Origin of the sequence: Jannaschia sp. W003 (assembly GCF_025144335.1) — a bacterium.
In the GTDB taxonomy this organism is placed as follows: Bacteria; Pseudomonadota; Alphaproteobacteria; order Rhodobacterales; family Rhodobacteraceae; genus Jannaschia.
The window spans coordinates 1,201,803-1,219,893 of the sequence record NZ_CP083539.1 but is presented as its reverse complement, the minus strand read 5'-3'; the positions used below and the strand labels follow the sequence as shown (position 1 = coordinate 1,219,893).

Sequence of the window (18,091 nt, the reverse complement as noted above, 5' to 3'; positions counted from 1 at the left end):
CCACTAGGGGCGCTTCGCTCCGCAACCATAGTTCCACCCCCGGCCAGAGGCCCCGGATCGAGTCCGAGGCGCGCGTCGCCCCCCCAGCGCTTCGCGCGTTCAGGCTCGGATCGGTCCATTGGACCGATCCGTCCGCCTGCGCCGGACCGCCCTCACCCACTTGCACCCGCCACCTCACCTGCCATGACGCCCCCATGCACCTCCTTGCCGCCCAACCCGGCGCCATCGACGAGGGCGAGGCCGTGGATCCCGGCCAGACCCCCGGCGAGCTGGTCGTCATCTCCGCCGCCGACACCGAGCTGGCCGCGCTCTCGGGCGCGCGCGCCGCCATGGCGGACCCGCCCGAGACGCGTCTCGTCTCGCTCATGCACCTGCGCCACCCCATGAGCGTGGACCTCCACCTCGATCAGTGCGCCACGCGCTCGAAGCTGGTGGTCGCCCGCGTGCTGGGGGGCCGGGGCTACTGGACCTACGGGCTAAAGCAGTACGCCGCCCGGCTACACGAGGCGGGCGTGCCCTTCGCCGCCCTGCCCGGCGACGACAAGCCCGACGCCGAGCTGCGCGGCCTCTCGACGGTCGCACCCGAGGACTACGACGCCCTGTGGTCCGCGCTGGTCGAGGGCGGCCCCGAGAACGCCGCTACCTTCCTCGCCCACGCCCGCGCCGTGATCCGCGGCGAGGCGCGCCCCGGCCCCGCGCGGCCCCTCCTGCGGGCCGGCCTCTACTGGCCGGGCACGGAGGCCGCGACCCTCGCCGACCTACGCGCGGCTTGGACCGACGGCGCGCCGGTCGTCCCTCTCGTGTTCTACCGCGCGCTGGTGCAGGGCGCCGGCCTCAACCCCGTGAACCGCACCGTGAAGGCGCTGCTGCGGGCGGGGCTGAACCCCATGCCCGTCTTCGTGGCCTCGTTGAAGGACCCGGTGTCGGCGGCCACCCTCGAGGCCCTGTTCCGCGAGGCCCCGCCCGCGGCGATCCTGAACCTCACCTCCTTCGCCGCCGGCGAGGGCAACCCGCTCGCCCAGCCCTGGGCCGACGAGGCCCCGGTGTTCCAGGGGGTCCTGTCGTCGGGCACCGAGGAGGCCTGGCGCACGGGCACCAGCGGCCTCTCGGCCCGCGACATCGCCATGAACGTGGCCCTGCCCGAGCTGGACGGCCGCGTGCTGACCCGCGCGCTCGGCTTCAAGGGCGAGGCGTTCTTCGACGAGGCCACCCAGTGCCCGATCGCCACCTGGAAGGCCGCCGGCGACCGCATCGCCTTCACCGCCGCGCTGATCGCCCGCTGGTGCCGCCTGCGCCGCACGCCCCCCGCCGAGCGGCGCGTGGCGCTGATCCTGGCCAACTACCCCAACCGCGACGGGCGCCTCGCCAACGGCGTGGGGCTCGACACCCCCGCCGCCACGGTGGGCGCGCTCGGAGCGCTTGGCGAGGCGGGCTACCGAGTGCGCGGCGCGCCGGCGGACTCGGACGCGTTGATGCGCGCGATCCTCGCCGGCCCCACCAACTGGCTCGCGGACCGCGCCGAGCGCCGGGGCGGCGTGACCCTGTCGATGGCCGACTACCAGATCGAGTATGGCCAGCTCCCGTGGGAAGCCCGCCGGCAGGTCGAGGAGCGCTGGGGCCCGCCCGAATCCGACCCCTTCTTCGCCCCCGGCGCGGTGGACTGCGGCCACTTCGCCCTGTCGGTGCTGGAGTTCGGCAACGTGGTTGTCGGGGTGCAGCCGGCGCGGGGATACAACGTCGACCCCACCGAGACCTACCACGCCCCCGACCTCGTGCCGCCGCACCACTACTTGGCCTTTCATTTCTGGCTGCGCGCGCAGTTCCGCGCCGACGCGGTGGTGCACATGGGCAAGCACGGCAATCTCGAATGGCTGCCGGGGCGGGCCGTGGCGCTCGGCGCCGAGGACTGGCCCGAGATCGCCCTCGGCCCGACCCCGCACCTCTACCCGTTCATCGTCAACGATCCCGGGGAGGGGACGCAAGCGAAGCGGCGCGCGGCGGCGGTGATCCTCGACCACCTGACGCCCCCCCTCACCCGCGCCGAGAGCTACGGGCCCATGCGCGACCTCGAGGCGCTGGTGGACGAGTACTACGAGGCCGCCGGCGTGGACCCGCGCCGCATCGACTACCTGCGGAGCGAGATCCTGAGCCTCGCCCGCGTGGCCGGCCTCGACGTGGACGCGGGCCTGGAGGGGAACGAGGGCGACCTGGCCAAGCTCGACGCGTATCTCTGCGAGCTGAAGGAGGCGCAGATCCGCGACGGGCTGCACGTGTTCGGCGTGAGCCCCGAGGGGCGGCTGCGCGACGATCTCCTCGCCGCTCTCCTGCGCCTGCCGCGTGGGAAGGGCGAGAGCCTGCCGCGGGCGATCGCCGCGGACCTCAGGCTCCCGTTCGATCCGCTCGACTGCGACATGGCCGCCCCGTGGGAAGGGCCGCGGCCTGCGGTGCTAGGGGATGCCCCGCCCCGGCCTTGCGCCGGGGCCTCCGGCGAAGGCAGCGAGCCGTTCGGAGGTGACGCGCAGTCGGTGACGGAGGTCCCGGATCGAGCCCGGGGCGACACCGCGGATTCGTCCCACCCCGATGCCCCAGGCTCCTGGCGCTCCCACGGCGACACCGTCGAGCGCATCGAGCATCTCGTCTCGCGCCTCCTGCGCGGCGAGGCCGAGGCGCCCGGCCCCGCCTCCGCCGCCGTGATGGAGGAAGCGGCAACGTTGCGCGCGACCCTCGACGCCTGCGGCCCCGCGGAGCGTCGGTCCCTGCTCGCGGGCCTCGACGGCCGCGCGATCTCCCCCGGCCCTTCGGGCGCCCCCACCCGGGGTCGCCCCGACGTCCTGCCCACGGGCCGCAACTTCTTCTCCGTCGACAGCCGCGCCGTGCCCACCCGCGCGGCGTGGGAGCTGGGGTGGAAGTCCGCGAACCTCCTGATCGAGCGGCACCTGCAGGACCACGGCGACTGGCCACGCGCCATGCTGCTCACGGCCTGGGGCACCGCCAACATGCGCACGGGCGGCGACGACATCGCGCAGGCGCTGGCGCTGATGGGCGTACGCCCGCGCTGGGACGCCATGAACCGCCGCGTCACCGGCTTCGAGATCATCCCCGAGGGCGCGCTGGGCCGTCCCCGCGTGGACGTCACCTTGCGCGTCTCGGGCTTCTTCCGCGACGCCTTTCCGCAGCAGATGGCCCTCGTGGACGCCGCCGCCCGCGCGGTGCAAGCACTGGACGAGGACGCCGCCCAGAACCCTGCCGCCGCCCGCGCCCGCGCCGGGGAGGGAACCGCGCGGGTCTATGGCTCGAAGCCCGGCGCCTACGGGGCGGGGCTGCAGGCGATGCTCGACGAGCGCCTGTGGAACGACGCCTCGGACCTCGGCGGGGCCTACGTTGAGTGGGGGGGATACGCCTATGGCGCGGACGCGGAAGGCACCGCCGACCACGACGGGCTGCGCCAGCGGCTGGGCCAAGTGGAGGCCATCGTCCAGAACCAGGACAACCGCGAGCACGACCTCCTCGACAGCGACGACTACTACCAGTTCGAGGGCGGGGCCGCCGCCGCCGTGGAAATGATCCGCGGGGAGCGCGTCCCCGTCTGGCACAACGACCACTCGCGTCCCGAGCGCCCCGTGATCCGCTCGCTCGAGGAGGAGATCGGCCGCGTGGTGCGCTCGCGCGTGGTGAACCCCAAGTGGATCGCGGGCGTCATGCGCCACGGCTACAAGGGCGCCTTCGAGATCGCCGCCACGGTGGACTACCTGTTCGCCTTCGCTGCCACGACCGGAGCGGTGCGCGACCACCACTTCGACCTCGTCCATGCCGCCGTGCTGGAGGACGAGGCGGTGCGCGGCTTCATCGCGGAGCACAACGCGCCTGCGCTCGCGGACATCGAGGCGCGGCTGCGCGAGGCGGTGGAGCGCGGGCTCTGGCGGCCCCGGTCGAACTCGGTTCGGGTGCGACTGGCGTGAGGGTCCGGCGGCTCGGCGAGGCGGATGCGGAGGCGGCCGCCGCGCTCGTGCGCGAGACCTTCGGGGCGATGCACCGCGAGACGGGCATGGACAGCCCCTCGCGCCGCATCGACGCGGCGGGCGTGCGCGCCAAGCTCGCGGAAGGCGCGGGCTTCGGCGCGGAGGCGGGCGGCGCGCTGCTCGGGGTCGCCTTCACCCGGCCCTCGCGCGACGTGCCGGGGGCGCTCTACCTCGGGCCGGTGGCGACGGATGCCGACGCCCGGGGGCGCGGGGTCGCGCGGACCCTCGTGGAGGCCGCGCTGGACGAAGCGCGGGCGAACGGCGCTCCGGCGGTGACGCTGGACACCTGGACCGGCGAGGCCGGGCCGCGGGGCTACTTCGCGCGCTTGGGCTTCGCGGAGCACGCGCGCGAGGGGCGCGTCGTGACGATGCTGCGCCCGGTCTGACGCTACTTCGCGCCCCCGCCTCCGCAGTCGAGCGTCATCTCCACCAGCGCCACGTCGCCGTCCACGGATCCGGGCGGCACGGCGCAGCCCGTGACCCGCTCCACCGCCGCGACGGCGGCAAGGGCCACTCCGGAGAAAGCGGGCCGCCACGTGGGATTCATGCGCGTCGCCTGAGCGGTGTCCGCGTTCCAGTTGACCACGAACCGGTGCCCCAGCGCGCCGACGCGCGCGGACCGGTCCAGCCCGTCGAGGGGATGCGGCGTGCCGCAGGCGGCGAGGAGGAGAAGGAGGGAAAGCAGGCGGATCATGCCTCGACCGTGCGCCCTCCATGCCTAATGCCGAGTTAATGCCCCCGTCTTCGTTCCCAAAATGCCGAGGGGGCCCGCGGGCAACTTGGGATCGGTCCGGTGGACCGATCCGCCCGCGGACGGGCGAAGCCCCGGTCGGCGCCGGAGGCGCCGGGGGGCAGAGCCCCCTCCCCGGTTGCAATCCCGCCCCCCCGAACGGACAGTCCCACCGACCCCCGCACGAGGCCCGCCCCATGACCGAGACCCCCGACGACGACGCCCGGCACAACGCCAAGATGGCCAAGAAGAAGGCCGCCCGCGACAAGATCATGGCTACCAAGACCGCGGAGAAAGGGCTGGTGATCGTCCACACCGGCAAGGGCAAGGGGAAGTCCTCGGCCGCCTTCGGCATGATCTTCCGCTGCATCGCCCACGAAATGCCCTGCGCCGTGGTGCAGTTCATCAAGGGCGGCATGTCCACGGGCGAGCGCGACCTGATCCTCGCCCACTTCTCCGACGCCTGCCGGTTCCACACCATGGGCGAGGGCTTCACCTGGGAGACGCAGGACCGCGCCCGCGACAAGGAGATGGCCCATTCGGCCTGGGAGCAGGCCAAGGCGCTGATCCGCGATCCGGAGATCCGCATGGTGCTGCTCGACGAGATCAACATCGCGCTGCGCTACGACTACCTCGACGTGGACGAGGTGGTGCGGTTCCTGCGCGACGAGAAGCCCGCCACCACCCACGTGGTCCTCACGGGGCGCAACGCGAAGGACGCGCTGATCGAGGCCGCCGACCTGGTCACGGAGATGGAGCTGGTGAAGCACCCGTTCCGATCGGGCGTGAAGGCGCAGGCGGGCGTGGAGTTCTGATGCGCCGCCTCGTGACCGAGTTCGGCATCGGCACCTCGCTGCGCCGGGGCGACCACACCGAGGCCGCCTGCCGGGCGGTGCGCGGACGCGCTGTGGCGCAACTCCGTCGACCTCGCGGGCCTCTTCGGCGTGGAGCGCGACGCCATGCGCGTGCTGGTGGAAATCGGCGTGCCCGAGCCCGGGGCGGTGGACGCCACGGCCGTCGCCGCCCTTCTCCCCTACGGCGAGGCCCGCGTCGAGGTGCGCCGCGGCGGCCTGGCCGTGCCCCGCCCCGGTGGCGGCGTGCCCACGGTGATCGCCAACGCCGCGCTGTCGGTCGCGCTGGAGGGCGTATGAGGCGCTTCATCCTCGAGATGGGCATGGGCAACGACCTCCACGGCTGCGATGCCACCAAGGCCGCCGGGCGCGCGATCGAGACCGCGCTGCGCCGCTCCACCCTGCCGCTCTTCGAGACGCTGGGGCTGGATCACGCGGAGATGGAGGTGCGGGTGACGGTGGCCGTGCCGGACCCGGCCGGCGTGGACTGCACGGCGCTCGCCGCCCGCCTGCCGCGCGGCCGCGCCACGGTGCGCGCCGTGGAGGGCGGGCTCGCGGTGCGCAACCCCGACACCGGCGAGACGGCGATAGTGGCGACCGCGGCGGTGGAGGCGTTCCTCGACCCCGCCACGGCGCGCGCGGCGGCCGCGCGGGGCCGCACTGGCGCTTGACAGGCGCCCGTGCCCGCGTGAGGGGGCGGCCCATGACCGACATCACCCCCGCCACCTGGACCGCCCTCACCACCCTGCCCGGCCGCGACGCCGCCGAGGCGCTCGGTGAGCGCATGGAGCTGCTCGACCCCGCGCCCGACGGCTTGGGCGTGTTCGAGATCGAGGACGGCTCGGGCCTGTGGGAGGTGGGGGGCTACTTCACCGAGGCCCCCGACGGCGCCGCGCTGGCGCTGCTGGCCGCGGCCTTCGGTGCGAAGCCCTTCACGGTCTCCGAGCTGCCGCCCACCGACTGGGTGGCCGAGGTGCGGCGCGAGCTGCATCCCGTCGAGGCGGGGCGCTTCTTCGTCTACGGCAGCCACGACGCGGACCGCATGCCCGAAGGGCGCGTGGCGCTGCTGATCGAGGCGGCGATGGCCTTCGGCACCGGCCACCACGGCACGACGCAAGGCTGCCTGCTGGCGCTGGAGGATCTGCTCGCGGAAGGCTTCGCGCCCGGCGCCGTGGCCGACGTGGGCGCGGGAACGGCGGTGCTGGCTATGGCGGCCAAGCGGGTGTTCCCGGAAGCCCACGTGGTGGCCTCCGACATCGACGCCGTGGCGGTCGAGGTGGCCGAGGCGAACCTGCGCGTGAACGGCATGGCGGGCACGGTGGACTGCGTGGAGGCCGCGGGCTTCGACCACGCCGCGCTGGCGGGCCCCTTCGACCTCGTGTTCGCCAACATCCTCAAGGGACCGCTGGTCGAGATGGCCCCCGCGATGGCGGGCGCCGTGGCGCCGGAGGGGCGGGCGATCCTGTCGGGTCTCCTGAACGCGCAGGCGGACGAGGTGTCGGACGCCTACCGCGCCGCCGGCTTCCGGGAAGCCGGGCGGCGGGAGCTGGGCGACTGGACCACGCTGCTGATGCGGCGCGGCTAGCTCAGCCGAAGCGGACGTCGACGTCGGCGCGGTTCAGGCCGATGTCCTCGAGCTGACGCTCGTCGAGGCTCAGGAGCGCGCGGCGCGTGGTGCGGCGGGCGGTGCGGTCGGCCCAGCGGGCGCGAAGGGTGTCGTAGCGGGTCATGGCGGGTCTCTCGGGGATGTTTGCGTTACCAGCCCGATCTAGGAGACGTCCGGCGTCCCGGTCAGGGGCTCGCGCGCAAGGCGATTATGCTGCGCGTGCATGGAACCCGGGGAGAGGCGGACGGCGCGCGGCCGCCCTCCCGAAACGAGAAACGCCGCCCCGGGCAGGGACGGCGACGCGACGGCGGCGCGGAGATGCGCGCGATCAGTAGACGCGCGTGGCGGGACGGCGACCGGCGGCGATGGCGTCGATGTCGGCGCGGGTCAGGCCGAGGTCGTCGAGCTCGCGCGTGGTGAGCTTGCCGAGGGCGCGGGCGGTGGCGCGGCGGTCGGCCCATCCGTCGATGCGCGCGCCGAGGCGCTGGAGGAGGCCCGGGCGGGCGGCGTAGACGGGACGGAACTGGTCGAAGGTGGCCATGGTGGACCTCGGCGTAGGGTGGGTGGGCCGCACGGATGCGTCATGAAGCGATCATGTCCCGCACCTAGGAGGCGTTCGCACACCGCACAAATATTCATCGTGCATGCCGGCGATGTCGGCATCGCATGACGGAGGGCGTCGTTGCGCGGATGCCGCGGGGGGCCGCGCGATTCGGTCCCCCGCCCCCGCAGGGGCGTTTGCCGCCCCGCCCGGGGGCGTGCTAGGGCGAACGGGTCGGGAACATGCGGAGGCGCCATGCGCGTGATGGGAATCGATCCGGGGCTGCGCGCCTGCGGCTGGGGCGTCATCGAGGCGCGCCCCGGACGGCTCTTGCACGTGGCCAGCGGCACGCTGCGTCCCAAGGGCACGGCGCTCGCGGATCGGCTGCTCGCGCTGCACGGCCTCCTGTGCGCGGTGATCGAGGCGCAGGCCCCCGAGGCGGCCGCCGTGGAGCAGACCTTCGTGAACCGCGACGGCGCGAGCACGCTGAAGCTGGGACAGGCGCGCGGCGTGGCCGTGCTCGCCGTGGCGCAGGCCGGGCTTGTGGTGGGCGAGTACGCGCCCTCGGCCGTGAAGAAGGCCGTGGTGGGCGTGGGCGGCGCCTCCAAGGACCAGATCGGCCACATGGTGCGGATGCAGCTTCCGGGCGCCGTGCCCGACAGCGCCGACGCCGCCGACGCGCTCGCCGTTGCCCTGTGCCACGCCTTCCACGTGCAGTCCGCCGGACGGCTGGCCGCGGCGATCGGGGCGGCGCGATGATCGGGCGGCTCACCGGACGGCTGGACCATCGCGGCCCCGACCACGTGCTGCTCGACGTGGGCGGCGTGGGCTACGTGGTGTTCTGCTCGGACCGCACCCTCGCCGCGCTGCCGCCCGTCAAGTCGCCCGTGGCCCTCTGGACCGAGCTCCTGGTGCGCGAGGACCTGCTGCAGCTCTTCGGCTTCCTCACCATGCAGGAGCGCGAGTGGCACCGCCTGCTGACCGGTGTGCAGGGCATCGGCTCCAAGGCGTCGCTGGCGATCCTCGGCGCGCTGGGGCCGGACGGCGTGGCCCGCGCCATCGCGCTGGGGGATGCCAACGCCGTACGCGCGGCCCCCGGCGTCGGGCCGAAGATCGCCGCGCGTGTGGTGAACGAGCTGAAGGGCAAGGCGCCCGCCATGATGATGGGCACGGGCGAGCCGGCGATGGCGGCCGCCGCGCTGGCGGGCGATCCGCTCGTCGAGTCCCCCGCCGCGCCCCCGGGCGATGGCGCCCTCGCCGCCCAGTCCGAGGCCCTCTCAGCCCTCGCCAACCTCGGCTACGCCCCGATCGACGCGGCCCGCGCCGTGGCCGAGGCCGCGGGCGAGGGCGCCAAGGACACCGCGGCCGTGATCCGCGCCGCCCTGCGCAAGCTGGCGCCGCGGGAGTAGGCCGCCCCGCCCTCGTTCGATAGACACCTCGGGGCGCGCGAGGGGCTGCCCCCCCGCCCCCGCGCCCCGCAACCGGAGCCGCACCGATGACCCCCCGCGACCCCATCCTGAACCCCGCCCAGCCCGACGAGGCCGACGTCTCGCTGCGGCCGCAGTCGCTCGACGAGTTCACCGGGCAGGCCGAGGCGCGCGCGAACCTGCGCGTGTTCATCGAGAGCGCCCGGCGCCGCGGCGTGGCCATGGACCACGTGCTGTTCCACGGGCCGCCCGGCCTCGGCAAGACGACGCTCGCGCAGATCATGGCGCGCGAGCTGGGCGTGGGCTTCCGCATGACCTCCGGCCCGGTGCTGGTGAAGGCGGGCGACCTGGCCGCGATCCTCACCAACCTCGAGCCGCGCGACGTGCTCTTCATCGACGAGATCCACCGCCTGAACCCCGCCGTGGAGGAGGTGCTGTACCCCGCGCTCGAGGACTACGCGCTGGATCTGGTGATCGGCGAGGGGCCGGCGGCGCGGACGGTGCGGATCGACCTGCAGCCCTTCACGCTGGTGGGCGCGACCACGCGGCTGGGGCTGCTGACCACGCCGCTGCGCGACCGCTTCGGCATCCCCACGCGGCTCGAGTTCTACACCGTGAACGAGCTGCACAGCATCGTCACCCGCGGCGCGCGGATGATGGGCGCGCCCGCGACCGACGACGGCGCCCGCGAGATCGCCCGCCGCGCGCGGGGCACCCCGCGCATCGCCGGGCGCCTCCTGCGCCGGGTGGTGGACTTCGCGGTGGTGGAGGGTGACGGCACCGTCACCGCCGCGATTGCCGACCGGGCGCTGACGCGGCTGGGCGTGGACGGCCTCGGCCTCGACGGCGCGGACCGGCGCTACCTCGGCGTGATCGCCGAGAACTACGGCGGCGGCCCCGTGGGCATCGAGACCATCGCCGCCGCCATCTCCGAGCCGCGCGACGCGGTCGAGGAAGTCATCGAGCCCTACCTGCTCCAGCAGGGCCTCATCGCCCGCACCCCCCGCGGCCGGATGCTGGCCCAGAAGGGCTGGACCCACCTCGGGCTGGCGGCCCCGAAGGCCCCCGACCAGGGGGCGCTGTTCGAGTAGTCCGCAATGGGAATGGGCGCTCGCTATCCGGTTTCCCTCGTCTTCGTTTCGTAAATACCTCGGGGGAGTCGCCGCAGGCGACGGGGGCGGAGCCCCCTCGCCTCCGACCGCAATCCTTCCCCCGCTTGCCCTCCGCCCCGCCCCCATGGCACCCCCGCCCCATGAGCCTGCCCCCCGAGACCGTGGAACGCCTCTTCACCCGCGCCGATGGCCGCTTCCTGCTCGCCCGCTGGGGCCGCCCCCTCGCGCCCGTGGTGTTCGGCGTCGAGCCCGAGACCGTCGCGGTGCTCAAGGGCGCCTTCGAGGCGGTCTGCGCGCTGACCGGGCACCAGATGACCGAGACCGACCCGGAGCTGGGCGCCAACCTGATGGTGTTCTTCTGCCGCGACTGGCGCGAGCTGCTGGACGTGCCCAACCTGGACCGGCTCGTGGACGGCCTCGCCCCCCTGGTGGAGCGGCTGGAGGCGGCCGAGGCCAACCAGTACCGCGTGTTCCGCTTCGACGAGGCGGGCGCGATCCGGGCCTGCTTCGCCTTCGTGCGGGTGGACGCGCACATCGAAGCCGTGCCCGCCGAAACGCTGGCGCTGAACCAGGCCGTGCAGGCGATGCTCTTGTGGTCGGACGCGGCCTTCCGGGACGCCTCGCCGCTGGCCGTCGCAAACGGCGTGGCCGTGCTGCGCCCCGACGTCGCCGCGGTGATGCACGCCGCCTACGACCCCGTGCTGCCCGCGGTCTCCCACGACCCGGCCCACGCCCACCGGGTCGCCGCGCGCACCGGGGGCGTGCAGTGATCCACCGCTGGCCGATCCGGGTGTACTACGAAGACGTCGACCTCGCCGGGATCGTCTACTACGCCAACTACCTGCGCTTCATCGAGCGCGCCCGCTCCGAGATGGTGCGCGAGGCCGGCATCGATCAGGCGGTCATGCGCGCGGACGGCCTCGTGTTCGCGGTGCGCCGGGTCGAGGCCGACTACCTGCGCCCCGCCCGCTACGACGACCGGCTGGAGGTGGAGACGCGAATGGGCACGGTCTCGCGCGCGCGTTTCACCATGTTGCAGACGGTCCGGCGGGACGGGGAGCCTCTCCTCGAGGCGGTGGTCGAGGTGGTGTGCATGGACCTCGAGGGCCGGCCCCGGCGCATTCCCGAGGCGGTGCGCGCGATGGCGGGGACGTAGGGGGCGCCGCCCCCATCGCCTGCGGCGATTCCCCCGAGGTACTTGTGGAACGAGGACGGGGTCGGATCGGCTTGTCGGACTGATCCCCGGGAGCCTGCGGACGGGCCCCGCGCGATCACGATGACGCGCGCGATCCCGCCGAAACCGGATCGGGCCTCGCCCGACCCGCTTCCATCTGCTAGCGTCCCGCCGCAACACCGAGGCCGCACAAGCGACCCGACAGACAGAGGACGGGCAGTCCCATGGAAACCGAAGTGCTGGCCGCGGCCGGCGAAGCCGACTTCTCGATGTGGTCGCTGTTCTGGCGCGCGACCCCGGTGGTCAAGATCGTCATGTTCGGCCTGCTGATCGCATCCGTGCTGGTCTGGGCCGTGTTCATCCAGAAGATCGGGCAGTTCCGCCTCGCCCGGCGCCGCGCCGCCGCCTTCGACCGCGCGTTCTGGTCGGGCGAGCCGCTCGATGAGCTCTACGACCAGATCGGCGACACCCCCCGCTCCGCCTCGGAGCGCATCTTCGCCGCCGCGATGGAGGAGTGGAACCGCTCGCACCGCGACGACGGCGGCCTGATCGCGGGCGCGCAGGCGCGCATCGACCGCGCCATGGACGTGGCCATCTCCCGCGAGCGCGACCGCCTCGCCAACGGGCTGATCTTCCTCGCCACCGTCGGCTCGGTCGGCCCCTTCGTGGGCCTCTTCGGCACCGTGTGGGGCATCATGCACGCCTTCACCGAGATCGCCGCCCAGCAGAACACCAACCTCGCCGTGGTCGCCCCCGGCATCGCCGAGGCGCTGCTGGCCACCGGCCTCGGCCTCCTCGCCGCGATCCCGGCGGTGGTGTTTTACAACAAGCTGACCCGCGACTCCGAGCGCATCGCCGGCAACTACGAGAGCTTCGCCGACGAGTTCGCCACCATCCTGTCGCGCCAGCTGGACGCGGCCTGAGATGGGCGCGGGGGTCGTCGGTGGATCGGGCGGGAACGCGCCGCGGCGCCGGCGCCGCCGGGGCGGGGGCGGCTCCGCGCCCATGTCCGAGATCAACGTCACGCCCTTCGTGGACGTGATGCTGGTGCTGCTCATCATCTTCATGGTGGCAGCTCCCTTGCTGACCGCGGGCGTGCCCATCGAGCTGCCCGAGACCGCCGCCGCGCCCCTGCCCAACGACCCCGAGGAGCCGCTGGCCGTCACCGTGGCCGCCGACGGGCGCGTGCTGATCGGCTCGGGCGAGGTGCCGCGCGAGGAGCTGCTCGCCCGCCTGCGCGCCGTGGCCGCCGAGCGGACCTCGAGCCGCGTCTACCTGCGCGCCGACGGCGCCGTGCCCTACGCCGAGGTGATGGTCGTCATGGGCGCGCTGAACGCCGGCGGCTTCCGCGACATCGGCCTCGTGACCGACGGGGGCGGCCCCACACTGGACGGCGCGCCCGGATCGGACGGCTGACGTGCGCCTGCGCACCGCCGTCGCCGTGTCGGGCACGGCCCATGCGGGGCTGTTCCTCTGGGCGCTGCTCGCGGGGCTGTTCCCCGACGCGCCCCCCGAGGACAACCTGCAGGTCGCGGCCGTCTCCGTGATCTCGCCGGCCGCCTTCGACGCGCTGGTCTCGGACGCGCCCGAGGCCGCCGAGACGCCCGCGCCCGCGGCCCCCGCCGCGCCCGAGAGCGCCGAGGCCCCGCCGCCCCGGCCCGCCGAGGAGACCCCGGCGCCCGCCCCCGCGCCCGCGCCGCCCGCGCCCGCCGACGCGGCGCCCGACGCGAACCCCGACGTCGCCACGCTGGTCGCCCCCGCGCCGGTGCCCGAGGATCTGGCGCCGGACGCGCCCGACGCCCCGGCCGCGCCGCCCCCCGACGCGCCCGACGCGCCGACCGTGTCCGAGCAGCCCGCGCCGCGCCCCGCGCCGCGGGTGGCCGCCCTGCCCGCCCCCGCGCCGCCGCCCCTGGCCGAGACCGCGCCCGCCCCCGAGGCGCCGCCGGAGCCCTCGCCCGAGCCGGAGCCCGAGCCCGCCGAGCCGGTCGAGACGCCCGCCGCGCCCGAGGAGGCCGCGCCCGTGATCGTGACCGAGGCCGACACGCCGAGCCGCGCGCCCGAGACGAGCGCGCGCCCGCCGGGCCGCCCCGCGCGCCGACTGGTCGCCGCCGCCTCGTCGGAGAACGTCGCGCCAGCCCGCGATCCGGCCCCGGCCGCCCCGGCCGAGGCGGCGCCCGCCGCGCCGGAGACTCCGGACGCCCCCGCGCCCGACCTGTCGGACGCCATCGCCGGCGCGCTCGCCGAGGCGGTGGAGGCCCCCGCCGCCGCGCCCGCCGCCGCCGCCGGCCCGCCGCTGACCTTCGGCGAGCGCGAGGGCCTGCGCGTGGCCGTGAGCCAGTGCTGGAACGTGGGCTCCATGTCCACCGAGGCGCTGCGCACCGTGGTCACCATCGCCATGGAGATGGACCGCGACGGCAAGCCGCGCTCGAACACCCTGCGGCTGATCGCGTGGGAGGGCGGCTCCGAGGCCGCCGCCCGCGACGCCTTCGAGGCCGGTCGCCGCGCCATCCTGCGCTGCGGCTCGGGCGGCTTCGACCTGCCGGCCGAGAAGTTCGCGCACTGGCGCGAGATCGAGATGACCTTCAACCCCGACGAGATGCGCCGCCGCTAGGCGCCGTCCCGTCCAGCCGCGAGGTTGAGACTTGCCCCACGCTACGCGATACACGCCCACCCGGAACGGAAACGGTGACGGAATGCTCCATCGACTGTTCACGACCCTCTGCCTCGGTCTCGCCGTGCTCGGCGCGCCGGCGGCGGCCCAGGATCCCGGCCCCCTGCGCATCGAGATCACCGACGGCGTGATCGAGCCGCTGCCCTTCGCGGTGCCGCGCTTCATCGCCCGCAACCCCGCCGCCGAGGACCTCGCGCAGGACCTGACCCGCGTGATCGCGGGTGACCTCGCCAACACCGGCCTCTTCCGCGAGATCCCCCAGGACGCCCACATCGCCCGCGTGTCCTCGTTCGAGTCCGCGGTGCAGTGGGCCGACTGGAAGGCGATCGGCGCGCAGGCCCTCATCACCGGCTCGGTGTCGGTGGAGCCGTCGGGCCAGCTCGTGGTGCAGTTCCGCCTGTTCGACGTGTTCTCCGAGGCCCCCCTGGGCGAGGGCCTCCAGTTCGTGGGCACCGCCGAGGGCTGGCGCCGCATGGCCCACAAGGTCGCCGACGCCGCCTACAGCCGCATCACCGGCGAGGGCCCCTACTTCGACAGCCGCGTGGCCTTCGTGTCCGAGAGCGGGCCCAAGGACGCGCGCCTCAAGCGCCTCGCCATCATGGACTACGACGGCGCCAACGTGCAGTACCTCACGTCCTCGGACTCGATCGTGCTGGCGCCGCGGTTCTCGCCCGACGGGCGGAACCTGATCTACACCTCCTACGAGAGCGGCTTTCCGCGTGTGACCCTGCTCGACGTGGGCTCGCTGCAGCGGCGCATCGTCGGCGGCGAGACCCAGAACATGAGCTTCGCGCCGCGGTTCTCGCCCTCGGGCGACCGCGTGGTCTACTCGGCCGAGGCCTCGGGCAACACCGACCTCTACGCCCTCGACATCGCCTCCGGCGCCACCAGCCGCCTGACCGACGCCCCCTCGATCGAGACCGCGCCCTCCTACTCGCCCGACGGCACGCAGCTCGTGTTCGAGAGCGACCGCTCCGGCCAGCAGCAGCTCTACGTGATGCCCGCCGGGGGCGGCGAGGCGCGCCGCATCTCCTTCGGCGAGGGGCGCTACAGCACCCCCGTCTGGTCGCCCCAGGGCGACTACATCGCCTTCACCAAGCAGAACGCCGGGCGCTTCCACATCGGCGTGATGCGCACCGACGGCTCCGAGGAGCGGCTGCTCACCGGCGCCTTCCTCGACGAGGGCCCGACCTGGTCGCCCAACGGCCGCGTGGTGATGTTCACCCGCGAGACTCCCGGCGCCGCCGGGGCGCCGGCGCTCTATTCCGTCGACATCACCGGGCGCAACCTCCAGCGCGCCCCAACGCCCGCCGCCGCCTCCGACCCCTCCTGGGGTCCGCTGCTGAAGTAGAAGGTACTCCCATGAAGACCCCCACCCTGATCCTGTGCGCCGCCCTCGCGCTGTCGGCCTGCGCCAAGCGCGACTTCGGCCCCAACCCCAACGACGCGCTCGGCGCGGGCGGCTTCGACGCCGCCGGTGCCGGCATGGGCGCGGGCGCCTTCACGCCCGGCGGCCCCGACGATCCGTCCTCGGCGGCCTACTTCGCGCAGCGCGTGGGCGACCGCGTGCTCTTCGCCGTGGACCAGAGCACCGTCTCGCCCGAAGGCGCCGCGACGCTCGACGGCCAGGCCCAGTGGCTGCAGGCCAACCCCGGCTACACCGCGCTGATCGAGGGCCACGCCGACGAGCAGGGCACCCGCGAGTACAACCTCGCCCTCGGCGGCCGCCGCGCGAATGCCGCGCGCGACTACCTCATCACCCGCGGCGTGGACGCCTCGCGCCTGCGCACAATCTCGTACGGCAAGGAGCGCCCGCTGGAGATCTGCTCCACCGAGTCGTGCTACGCCCAGAACCGCCGCGCCGTGACGGTGCTGGCCGCCGGGGCGGGCGTGTGATCCGCGCCGCGCTCCTCCTGGCCCTCCTGGCCGCGCCCGCCGCGGCGCAGGACGCGGACACGCTGGCCGACATCCGCCAGCAGCTCCAGGTGCTGAACGGCGAGCTGCAGGGCCTCAAGCGCGAGCTGTCCACCACCGGCGCGCCGGCGCTCGGCATCGCCGGCACCACGTTCCCGGACCGCGTGATCGCGCTCGAGAGCCAGCTCCAGGACCTGTCGGGCAAGACCGAGCGCCTCGCCTTCCGCGTGGAGAGCGTGGCCAAGGACGGCGGCAACCGGATCGAGGACCTGCGCTTCCAGCTCTGCGAGCTGACCCCGGACTGCGACATCGGCGCCCTGCCCGCGCCCTCCGCGCTGGGCGGCGAGACCGGCGCCCCCGCGGGCGCACTGGTGGTGGAGGCCCCCGCCGCCGCCGCGCCCGCCGCCGGCACGCCCGAGCTGGCCGTCGACGAGCGCAGCCGCTTCGACGCCGCCCGCATCGCCCTGAGCGAGGGGCGCCACGACGAGGCCGCCCGCCTGTTCGGGGGCTTCGTCGAGAGCTACCCCACCGGCCCGCTGACCGCCGAGGCTCACCTCCTGCGCGGCGAGGCGCTGGCCGAGACCGGCGACGCCGCGAACGCGGCTCGCGCGTACCTCGAGAGCTTCTCGGGCACGCCCGACGGCCCCCACGCGGCGGCCGCCCTGCTCGGCCTCGGGCGCGCGCTGGGATCGCTGGGCCAGACCGGCGAGGCCTGCCTGACGCTGGAGGAGGTGGCGATCCGCTTCCCCTCGTCCCCCGAGACGGCCGAGGCGCGCATGGCCCGCACGGCGCTTGCCTGCGGGTGATCCCGCGGGGGCGGTCCGTGCCGCCCTCGGGGACGCCCCCGCCCTCGTCGCCCTGTCCGGGGGCGGCGATTCGGTGGCCCTCCTGCTCGCCGCCCACGAGGCGGGCCTCCTCCGGGGCGCCGCCACCGTGGATCACGGCCTGCGCCCCGAGGCCGCGGCGGAGGCCCGTTGGGCCGCTGCCCTCTGCGCCCGCCTCGGCGTGCCCCACGCGACCCTCCCTCTTTCTCTGCGCGACGGCCCGGGCCTCCAGGACCGCGCCCGCACCGCCCGCTACGCCGCGCTCGCCGCGTGGGGCGCCGGGCGCACCGTGCTGGTGGGGCACACCGCCGACGACGTAGCCGAGACCCTCGCCATGCGCCTCGGCCGCGGCGTGGGCCTGCGCGGCCTCGCCGCCATGCCGGACGCCTGGGAGGTGGACGGCACCCCCTTCGCGCGCCCGTTCCTCCCTCTGACCCGCGCGCACCTGCGGGACTGGCTCCGGGCGCGGGGCGAGACCTGGCTGGAGGACCCCTCCAACGACGACCCCCGCTTCGAGCGCGCGCGCCTGCGCGCCGCCATGGCCTCGCTCGGATGGGACGCGGAAGCCCTCGCCCGCTCCGCCCGCGCCCTGCGGGAGGCGAGCCGCTCGCTCGGCGCCCACGCCGCCGAGATCGCGGACCGCGCCGTGCGGGAGACCGCCGCCGGCGAGGTGCTGATCGAGGAGGCCGCGATCCCCGAGGGCGCCGCCGAGCAGCGCCGGCGCCTCTGGCTCTTCGCGCTCGCCCGCGTCGGCGGCCGCCCCGCCCCCCGCGGCGCCGAGCTTGCCCGCGCCATGGCTGCCACCGCGTCCCACGCCCTCGCGGGCTGCATCGTCACGCCCGGCGCGCCTGTGCGCATCGCCCGCGAGGTTGCCGCCTGCCCATCCCCGGGACCGGCGACCGCGCCGTGGGACGGCTGGCGCGTCGAGGGACCGGCGCTCGGCGCGCTGACCGTCGGCGCCCTGGGCGACGACGTCGCCCAGGTCCCGTGGCGCGGCACCGGACTGCCTCGTCGTGCCCTTCTCGCCACACCCGCGCTGCGCCGCGACGGCGCGCTCGTGGCCGCCCCCGTGGCGGGCCTCGCCGCGGGCTATCGCGCCGCGCTGCAGCGCCCGCCGCTCGCCGCGGCGATCCGACGCCACCCCGCCATCGCGCGTTGAACCGCGGGCGTTCGCCGCCTATGTCCCCTCTCACACGGGCGCGCGCGCCCCAGCCGGGAGACC

21 protein-coding genes are annotated in these 18,091 nt (G+C 75.0%); 18 read left to right on the top strand and 3 right to left on the bottom strand.

The features are described from left to right. Positions 1–194 precede the first annotated feature (194 nt). Both cobN and K3554_RS05840 read left to right on the top strand, forming a co-directional pair. Positions 195–3,959 (top strand): cobaltochelatase subunit CobN, encoded by a 3,765-nt coding sequence (cobN, locus tag K3554_RS05845; protein ID WP_259944850.1) that lies wholly within the window; start codon positions 195–197, stop codon positions 3,957–3,959. Further along, on the top strand, positions 3,956–4,405 hold the full coding sequence (locus tag K3554_RS05840) for a GNAT family N-acetyltransferase (RefSeq protein WP_259944848.1): 450 nt from the start codon (positions 3,956–3,958) through the stop codon (positions 4,403–4,405). The genes cobN and K3554_RS05840 overlap by 4 nt, the downstream gene beginning before the upstream one ends. 2 nt (positions 4,406–4,407) lie before the next feature. On the opposite strand, the gene K3554_RS05835 is transcribed toward K3554_RS05840, so the two are convergent. After that, the gene (locus K3554_RS05835; protein ID WP_259944847.1) at positions 4,408–4,713 is read right to left on the bottom strand and encodes a hypothetical protein; all 306 of its coding nucleotides are present in this window, start codon (positions 4,711–4,713) and stop codon (positions 4,408–4,410) included. Between the two features lie 233 nt (positions 4,714–4,946). Between K3554_RS05835 and cobO the strand changes: the two genes are divergently transcribed. The 4 genes from cobO to K3554_RS05815 all read left to right on the top strand — a co-directional run bounded on the left by cobO (position 4,947) and on the right by K3554_RS05815 (position 7,185). After that, positions 4,947–5,564, top strand: coding sequence for a cob(I)yrinic acid a,c-diamide adenosyltransferase (gene cobO / locus K3554_RS05830; protein WP_259944846.1), 618 nt, complete (start codon positions 4,947–4,949; stop codon positions 5,562–5,564). Positions 5,565–5,693: 129 nt separating this feature from the next. Continuing rightward, entirely contained in the window at positions 5,694–5,900 is a 207-nt protein-coding gene (locus K3554_RS16835; RefSeq protein ID WP_311200378.1) for a Lin0512 family protein, read from the top strand. Then, complete coding sequence (locus tag K3554_RS05820; RefSeq protein ID WP_259944845.1) at positions 5,897–6,271, top strand: Lin0512 family protein; 375 nt, start codon at positions 5,897–5,899, stop codon at positions 6,269–6,271. Before K3554_RS16835 ends, K3554_RS05820 begins: the two co-directional genes overlap by 4 nt. 32 nt (positions 6,272–6,303) lie before the next feature. Continuing rightward, positions 6,304–7,185, top strand: coding sequence for a 50S ribosomal protein L11 methyltransferase (locus tag K3554_RS05815; RefSeq protein WP_259944844.1), 882 nt, complete (start codon positions 6,304–6,306; stop codon positions 7,183–7,185). Position 7,186: 1 nt separating this feature from the next. Here the strand turns inward: K3554_RS05815 and K3554_RS05810 are convergent, their stop codons facing one another. Both K3554_RS05810 and K3554_RS05805 read right to left on the bottom strand, forming a co-directional pair. Beyond that, the gene (locus K3554_RS05810; protein ID WP_259944842.1) at positions 7,187–7,330 is read right to left on the bottom strand and encodes a DUF1127 domain-containing protein; all 144 of its coding nucleotides are present in this window, start codon (positions 7,328–7,330) and stop codon (positions 7,187–7,189) included. Between the two features lie 204 nt (positions 7,331–7,534). After that, positions 7,535–7,747 (bottom strand): DUF1127 domain-containing protein, encoded by a 213-nt coding sequence (locus K3554_RS05805; RefSeq protein ID WP_259944841.1) that lies wholly within the window; start codon positions 7,745–7,747, stop codon positions 7,535–7,537. Between the two features lie 255 nt (positions 7,748–8,002). On the opposite strand from K3554_RS05805, the gene ruvC reads away from it, so the two are divergent. From ruvC to tilS, 12 genes are all read left to right on the top strand, one after another. After that, positions 8,003–8,506: a crossover junction endodeoxyribonuclease RuvC gene (gene ruvC / locus K3554_RS05800; protein WP_259944839.1), complete on the top strand. Its 504-nt coding sequence runs from the start codon at positions 8,003–8,005 to the stop codon at positions 8,504–8,506. Continuing rightward, positions 8,503–9,156 carry a Holliday junction branch migration protein RuvA gene (ruvA, locus tag K3554_RS05795; protein ID WP_259944837.1) on the top strand — a complete coding sequence of 218 codons (654 nt, stop codon included), beginning with the start codon at positions 8,503–8,505 and terminating at the stop codon, positions 9,154–9,156. Before ruvC ends, ruvA begins: the two co-directional genes overlap by 4 nt. A gap of 86 nt (positions 9,157–9,242) precedes the next feature. Next, positions 9,243–10,265 carry a Holliday junction branch migration DNA helicase RuvB gene (gene ruvB / locus K3554_RS05790; RefSeq protein ID WP_259944835.1) on the top strand — a complete coding sequence of 341 codons (1,023 nt, stop codon included), beginning with the start codon at positions 9,243–9,245 and terminating at the stop codon, positions 10,263–10,265. Between the two features lie 161 nt (positions 10,266–10,426). Continuing rightward, positions 10,427–11,056: a hypothetical protein gene (locus K3554_RS05785; RefSeq protein WP_259944834.1), complete on the top strand. Its 630-nt coding sequence runs from the start codon at positions 10,427–10,429 to the stop codon at positions 11,054–11,056. After that, the gene (gene ybgC, locus K3554_RS05780) at positions 11,053–11,442 is read left to right on the top strand and encodes a tol-pal system-associated acyl-CoA thioesterase (protein ID WP_259944833.1); all 390 of its coding nucleotides are present in this window, start codon (positions 11,053–11,055) and stop codon (positions 11,440–11,442) included. The genes K3554_RS05785 and ybgC overlap by 4 nt, the downstream gene beginning before the upstream one ends. Positions 11,443–11,684: 242 nt before the next feature. Further along, positions 11,685–12,383 (top strand): protein TolQ, encoded by a 699-nt coding sequence (tolQ, locus tag K3554_RS05775; RefSeq protein ID WP_259944831.1) that lies wholly within the window; start codon positions 11,685–11,687, stop codon positions 12,381–12,383. A gap of 1 nt (position 12,384) precedes the next feature. Continuing rightward, positions 12,385–12,876 carry an ExbD/TolR family protein gene (locus K3554_RS05770; protein ID WP_259944830.1) on the top strand — a complete coding sequence of 164 codons (492 nt, stop codon included), beginning with the start codon at positions 12,385–12,387 and terminating at the stop codon, positions 12,874–12,876. A gap of 1 nt (position 12,877) precedes the next feature. Continuing rightward, entirely contained in the window at positions 12,878–14,071 is a 1,194-nt protein-coding gene (locus K3554_RS05765) for a hypothetical protein (protein ID WP_259944828.1), read from the top strand. Between the two features lie 82 nt (positions 14,072–14,153). Beyond that, positions 14,154–15,482: a Tol-Pal system beta propeller repeat protein TolB gene (gene tolB, locus K3554_RS05760; RefSeq protein ID WP_259944827.1), complete on the top strand. Its 1,329-nt coding sequence runs from the start codon at positions 14,154–14,156 to the stop codon at positions 15,480–15,482. A gap of 11 nt (positions 15,483–15,493) precedes the next feature. Then, complete coding sequence (gene pal, locus K3554_RS05755) at positions 15,494–16,027, top strand: peptidoglycan-associated lipoprotein Pal (RefSeq protein WP_259944826.1); 534 nt, start codon at positions 15,494–15,496, stop codon at positions 16,025–16,027. Continuing rightward, complete coding sequence (gene ybgF, locus K3554_RS05750; protein ID WP_259944825.1) at positions 16,024–16,851, top strand: tol-pal system protein YbgF; 828 nt, start codon at positions 16,024–16,026, stop codon at positions 16,849–16,851. The genes pal and ybgF overlap by 4 nt, the downstream gene beginning before the upstream one ends. Further along, positions 16,838–18,028, top strand: a complete 1,191-nt coding sequence (gene tilS, locus K3554_RS05745; RefSeq protein ID WP_409197338.1) for a tRNA lysidine(34) synthetase TilS — start codon at positions 16,838–16,840, stop codon at positions 18,026–18,028. Before ybgF ends, tilS begins: the two co-directional genes overlap by 14 nt. Positions 18,029–18,091 lie beyond the last annotated feature (63 nt).

Bases quoted from the DNA above. Each gene is read 5' to 3' on its own strand.
- cobN (WP_259944850.1), top strand. From the start codon at position 195: ATGCACCTCCTTGCCGCCCAACCCGGCGCCATCGACGAGGGCGAGGCC.
- K3554_RS05835 (WP_259944847.1), bottom strand. From the start codon at position 4,713: ATGATCCGCCTGCTTTCCCTCCTTCTCCTCCTCGCCGCCTGCGGCACG.
- cobO (WP_259944846.1), top strand. From the start codon at position 4,947: ATGACCGAGACCCCCGACGACGACGCCCGGCACAACGCCAAGATGGCC.
- K3554_RS05820 (WP_259944845.1), top strand. From the start codon at position 5,897: ATGAGGCGCTTCATCCTCGAGATGGGCATGGGCAACGACCTCCACGGC.
- K3554_RS05815 (WP_259944844.1), top strand. From the start codon at position 6,304: ATGACCGACATCACCCCCGCCACCTGGACCGCCCTCACCACCCTGCCC.
- K3554_RS05810 (WP_259944842.1), bottom strand. From the start codon at position 7,330: ATGACCCGCTACGACACCCTTCGCGCCCGCTGGGCCGACCGCACCGCC.
- K3554_RS05805 (WP_259944841.1), bottom strand. From the start codon at position 7,747: ATGGCCACCTTCGACCAGTTCCGTCCCGTCTACGCCGCCCGCCCGGGC.
- ruvC (WP_259944839.1), top strand. From the start codon at position 8,003: ATGCGCGTGATGGGAATCGATCCGGGGCTGCGCGCCTGCGGCTGGGGC.
- ruvA (WP_259944837.1), top strand. From the start codon at position 8,503: ATGATCGGGCGGCTCACCGGACGGCTGGACCATCGCGGCCCCGACCAC.
- ruvB (WP_259944835.1), top strand. From the start codon at position 9,243: ATGACCCCCCGCGACCCCATCCTGAACCCCGCCCAGCCCGACGAGGCC.
- K3554_RS05785 (WP_259944834.1), top strand. From the start codon at position 10,427: ATGAGCCTGCCCCCCGAGACCGTGGAACGCCTCTTCACCCGCGCCGAT.
- tolQ (WP_259944831.1), top strand. From the start codon at position 11,685: ATGGAAACCGAAGTGCTGGCCGCGGCCGGCGAAGCCGACTTCTCGATG.
- K3554_RS05770 (WP_259944830.1), top strand. From the start codon at position 12,385: ATGGGCGCGGGGGTCGTCGGTGGATCGGGCGGGAACGCGCCGCGGCGC.
- tolB (WP_259944827.1), top strand. From the start codon at position 14,154: ATGCTCCATCGACTGTTCACGACCCTCTGCCTCGGTCTCGCCGTGCTC.
- pal (WP_259944826.1), top strand. From the start codon at position 15,494: ATGAAGACCCCCACCCTGATCCTGTGCGCCGCCCTCGCGCTGTCGGCC.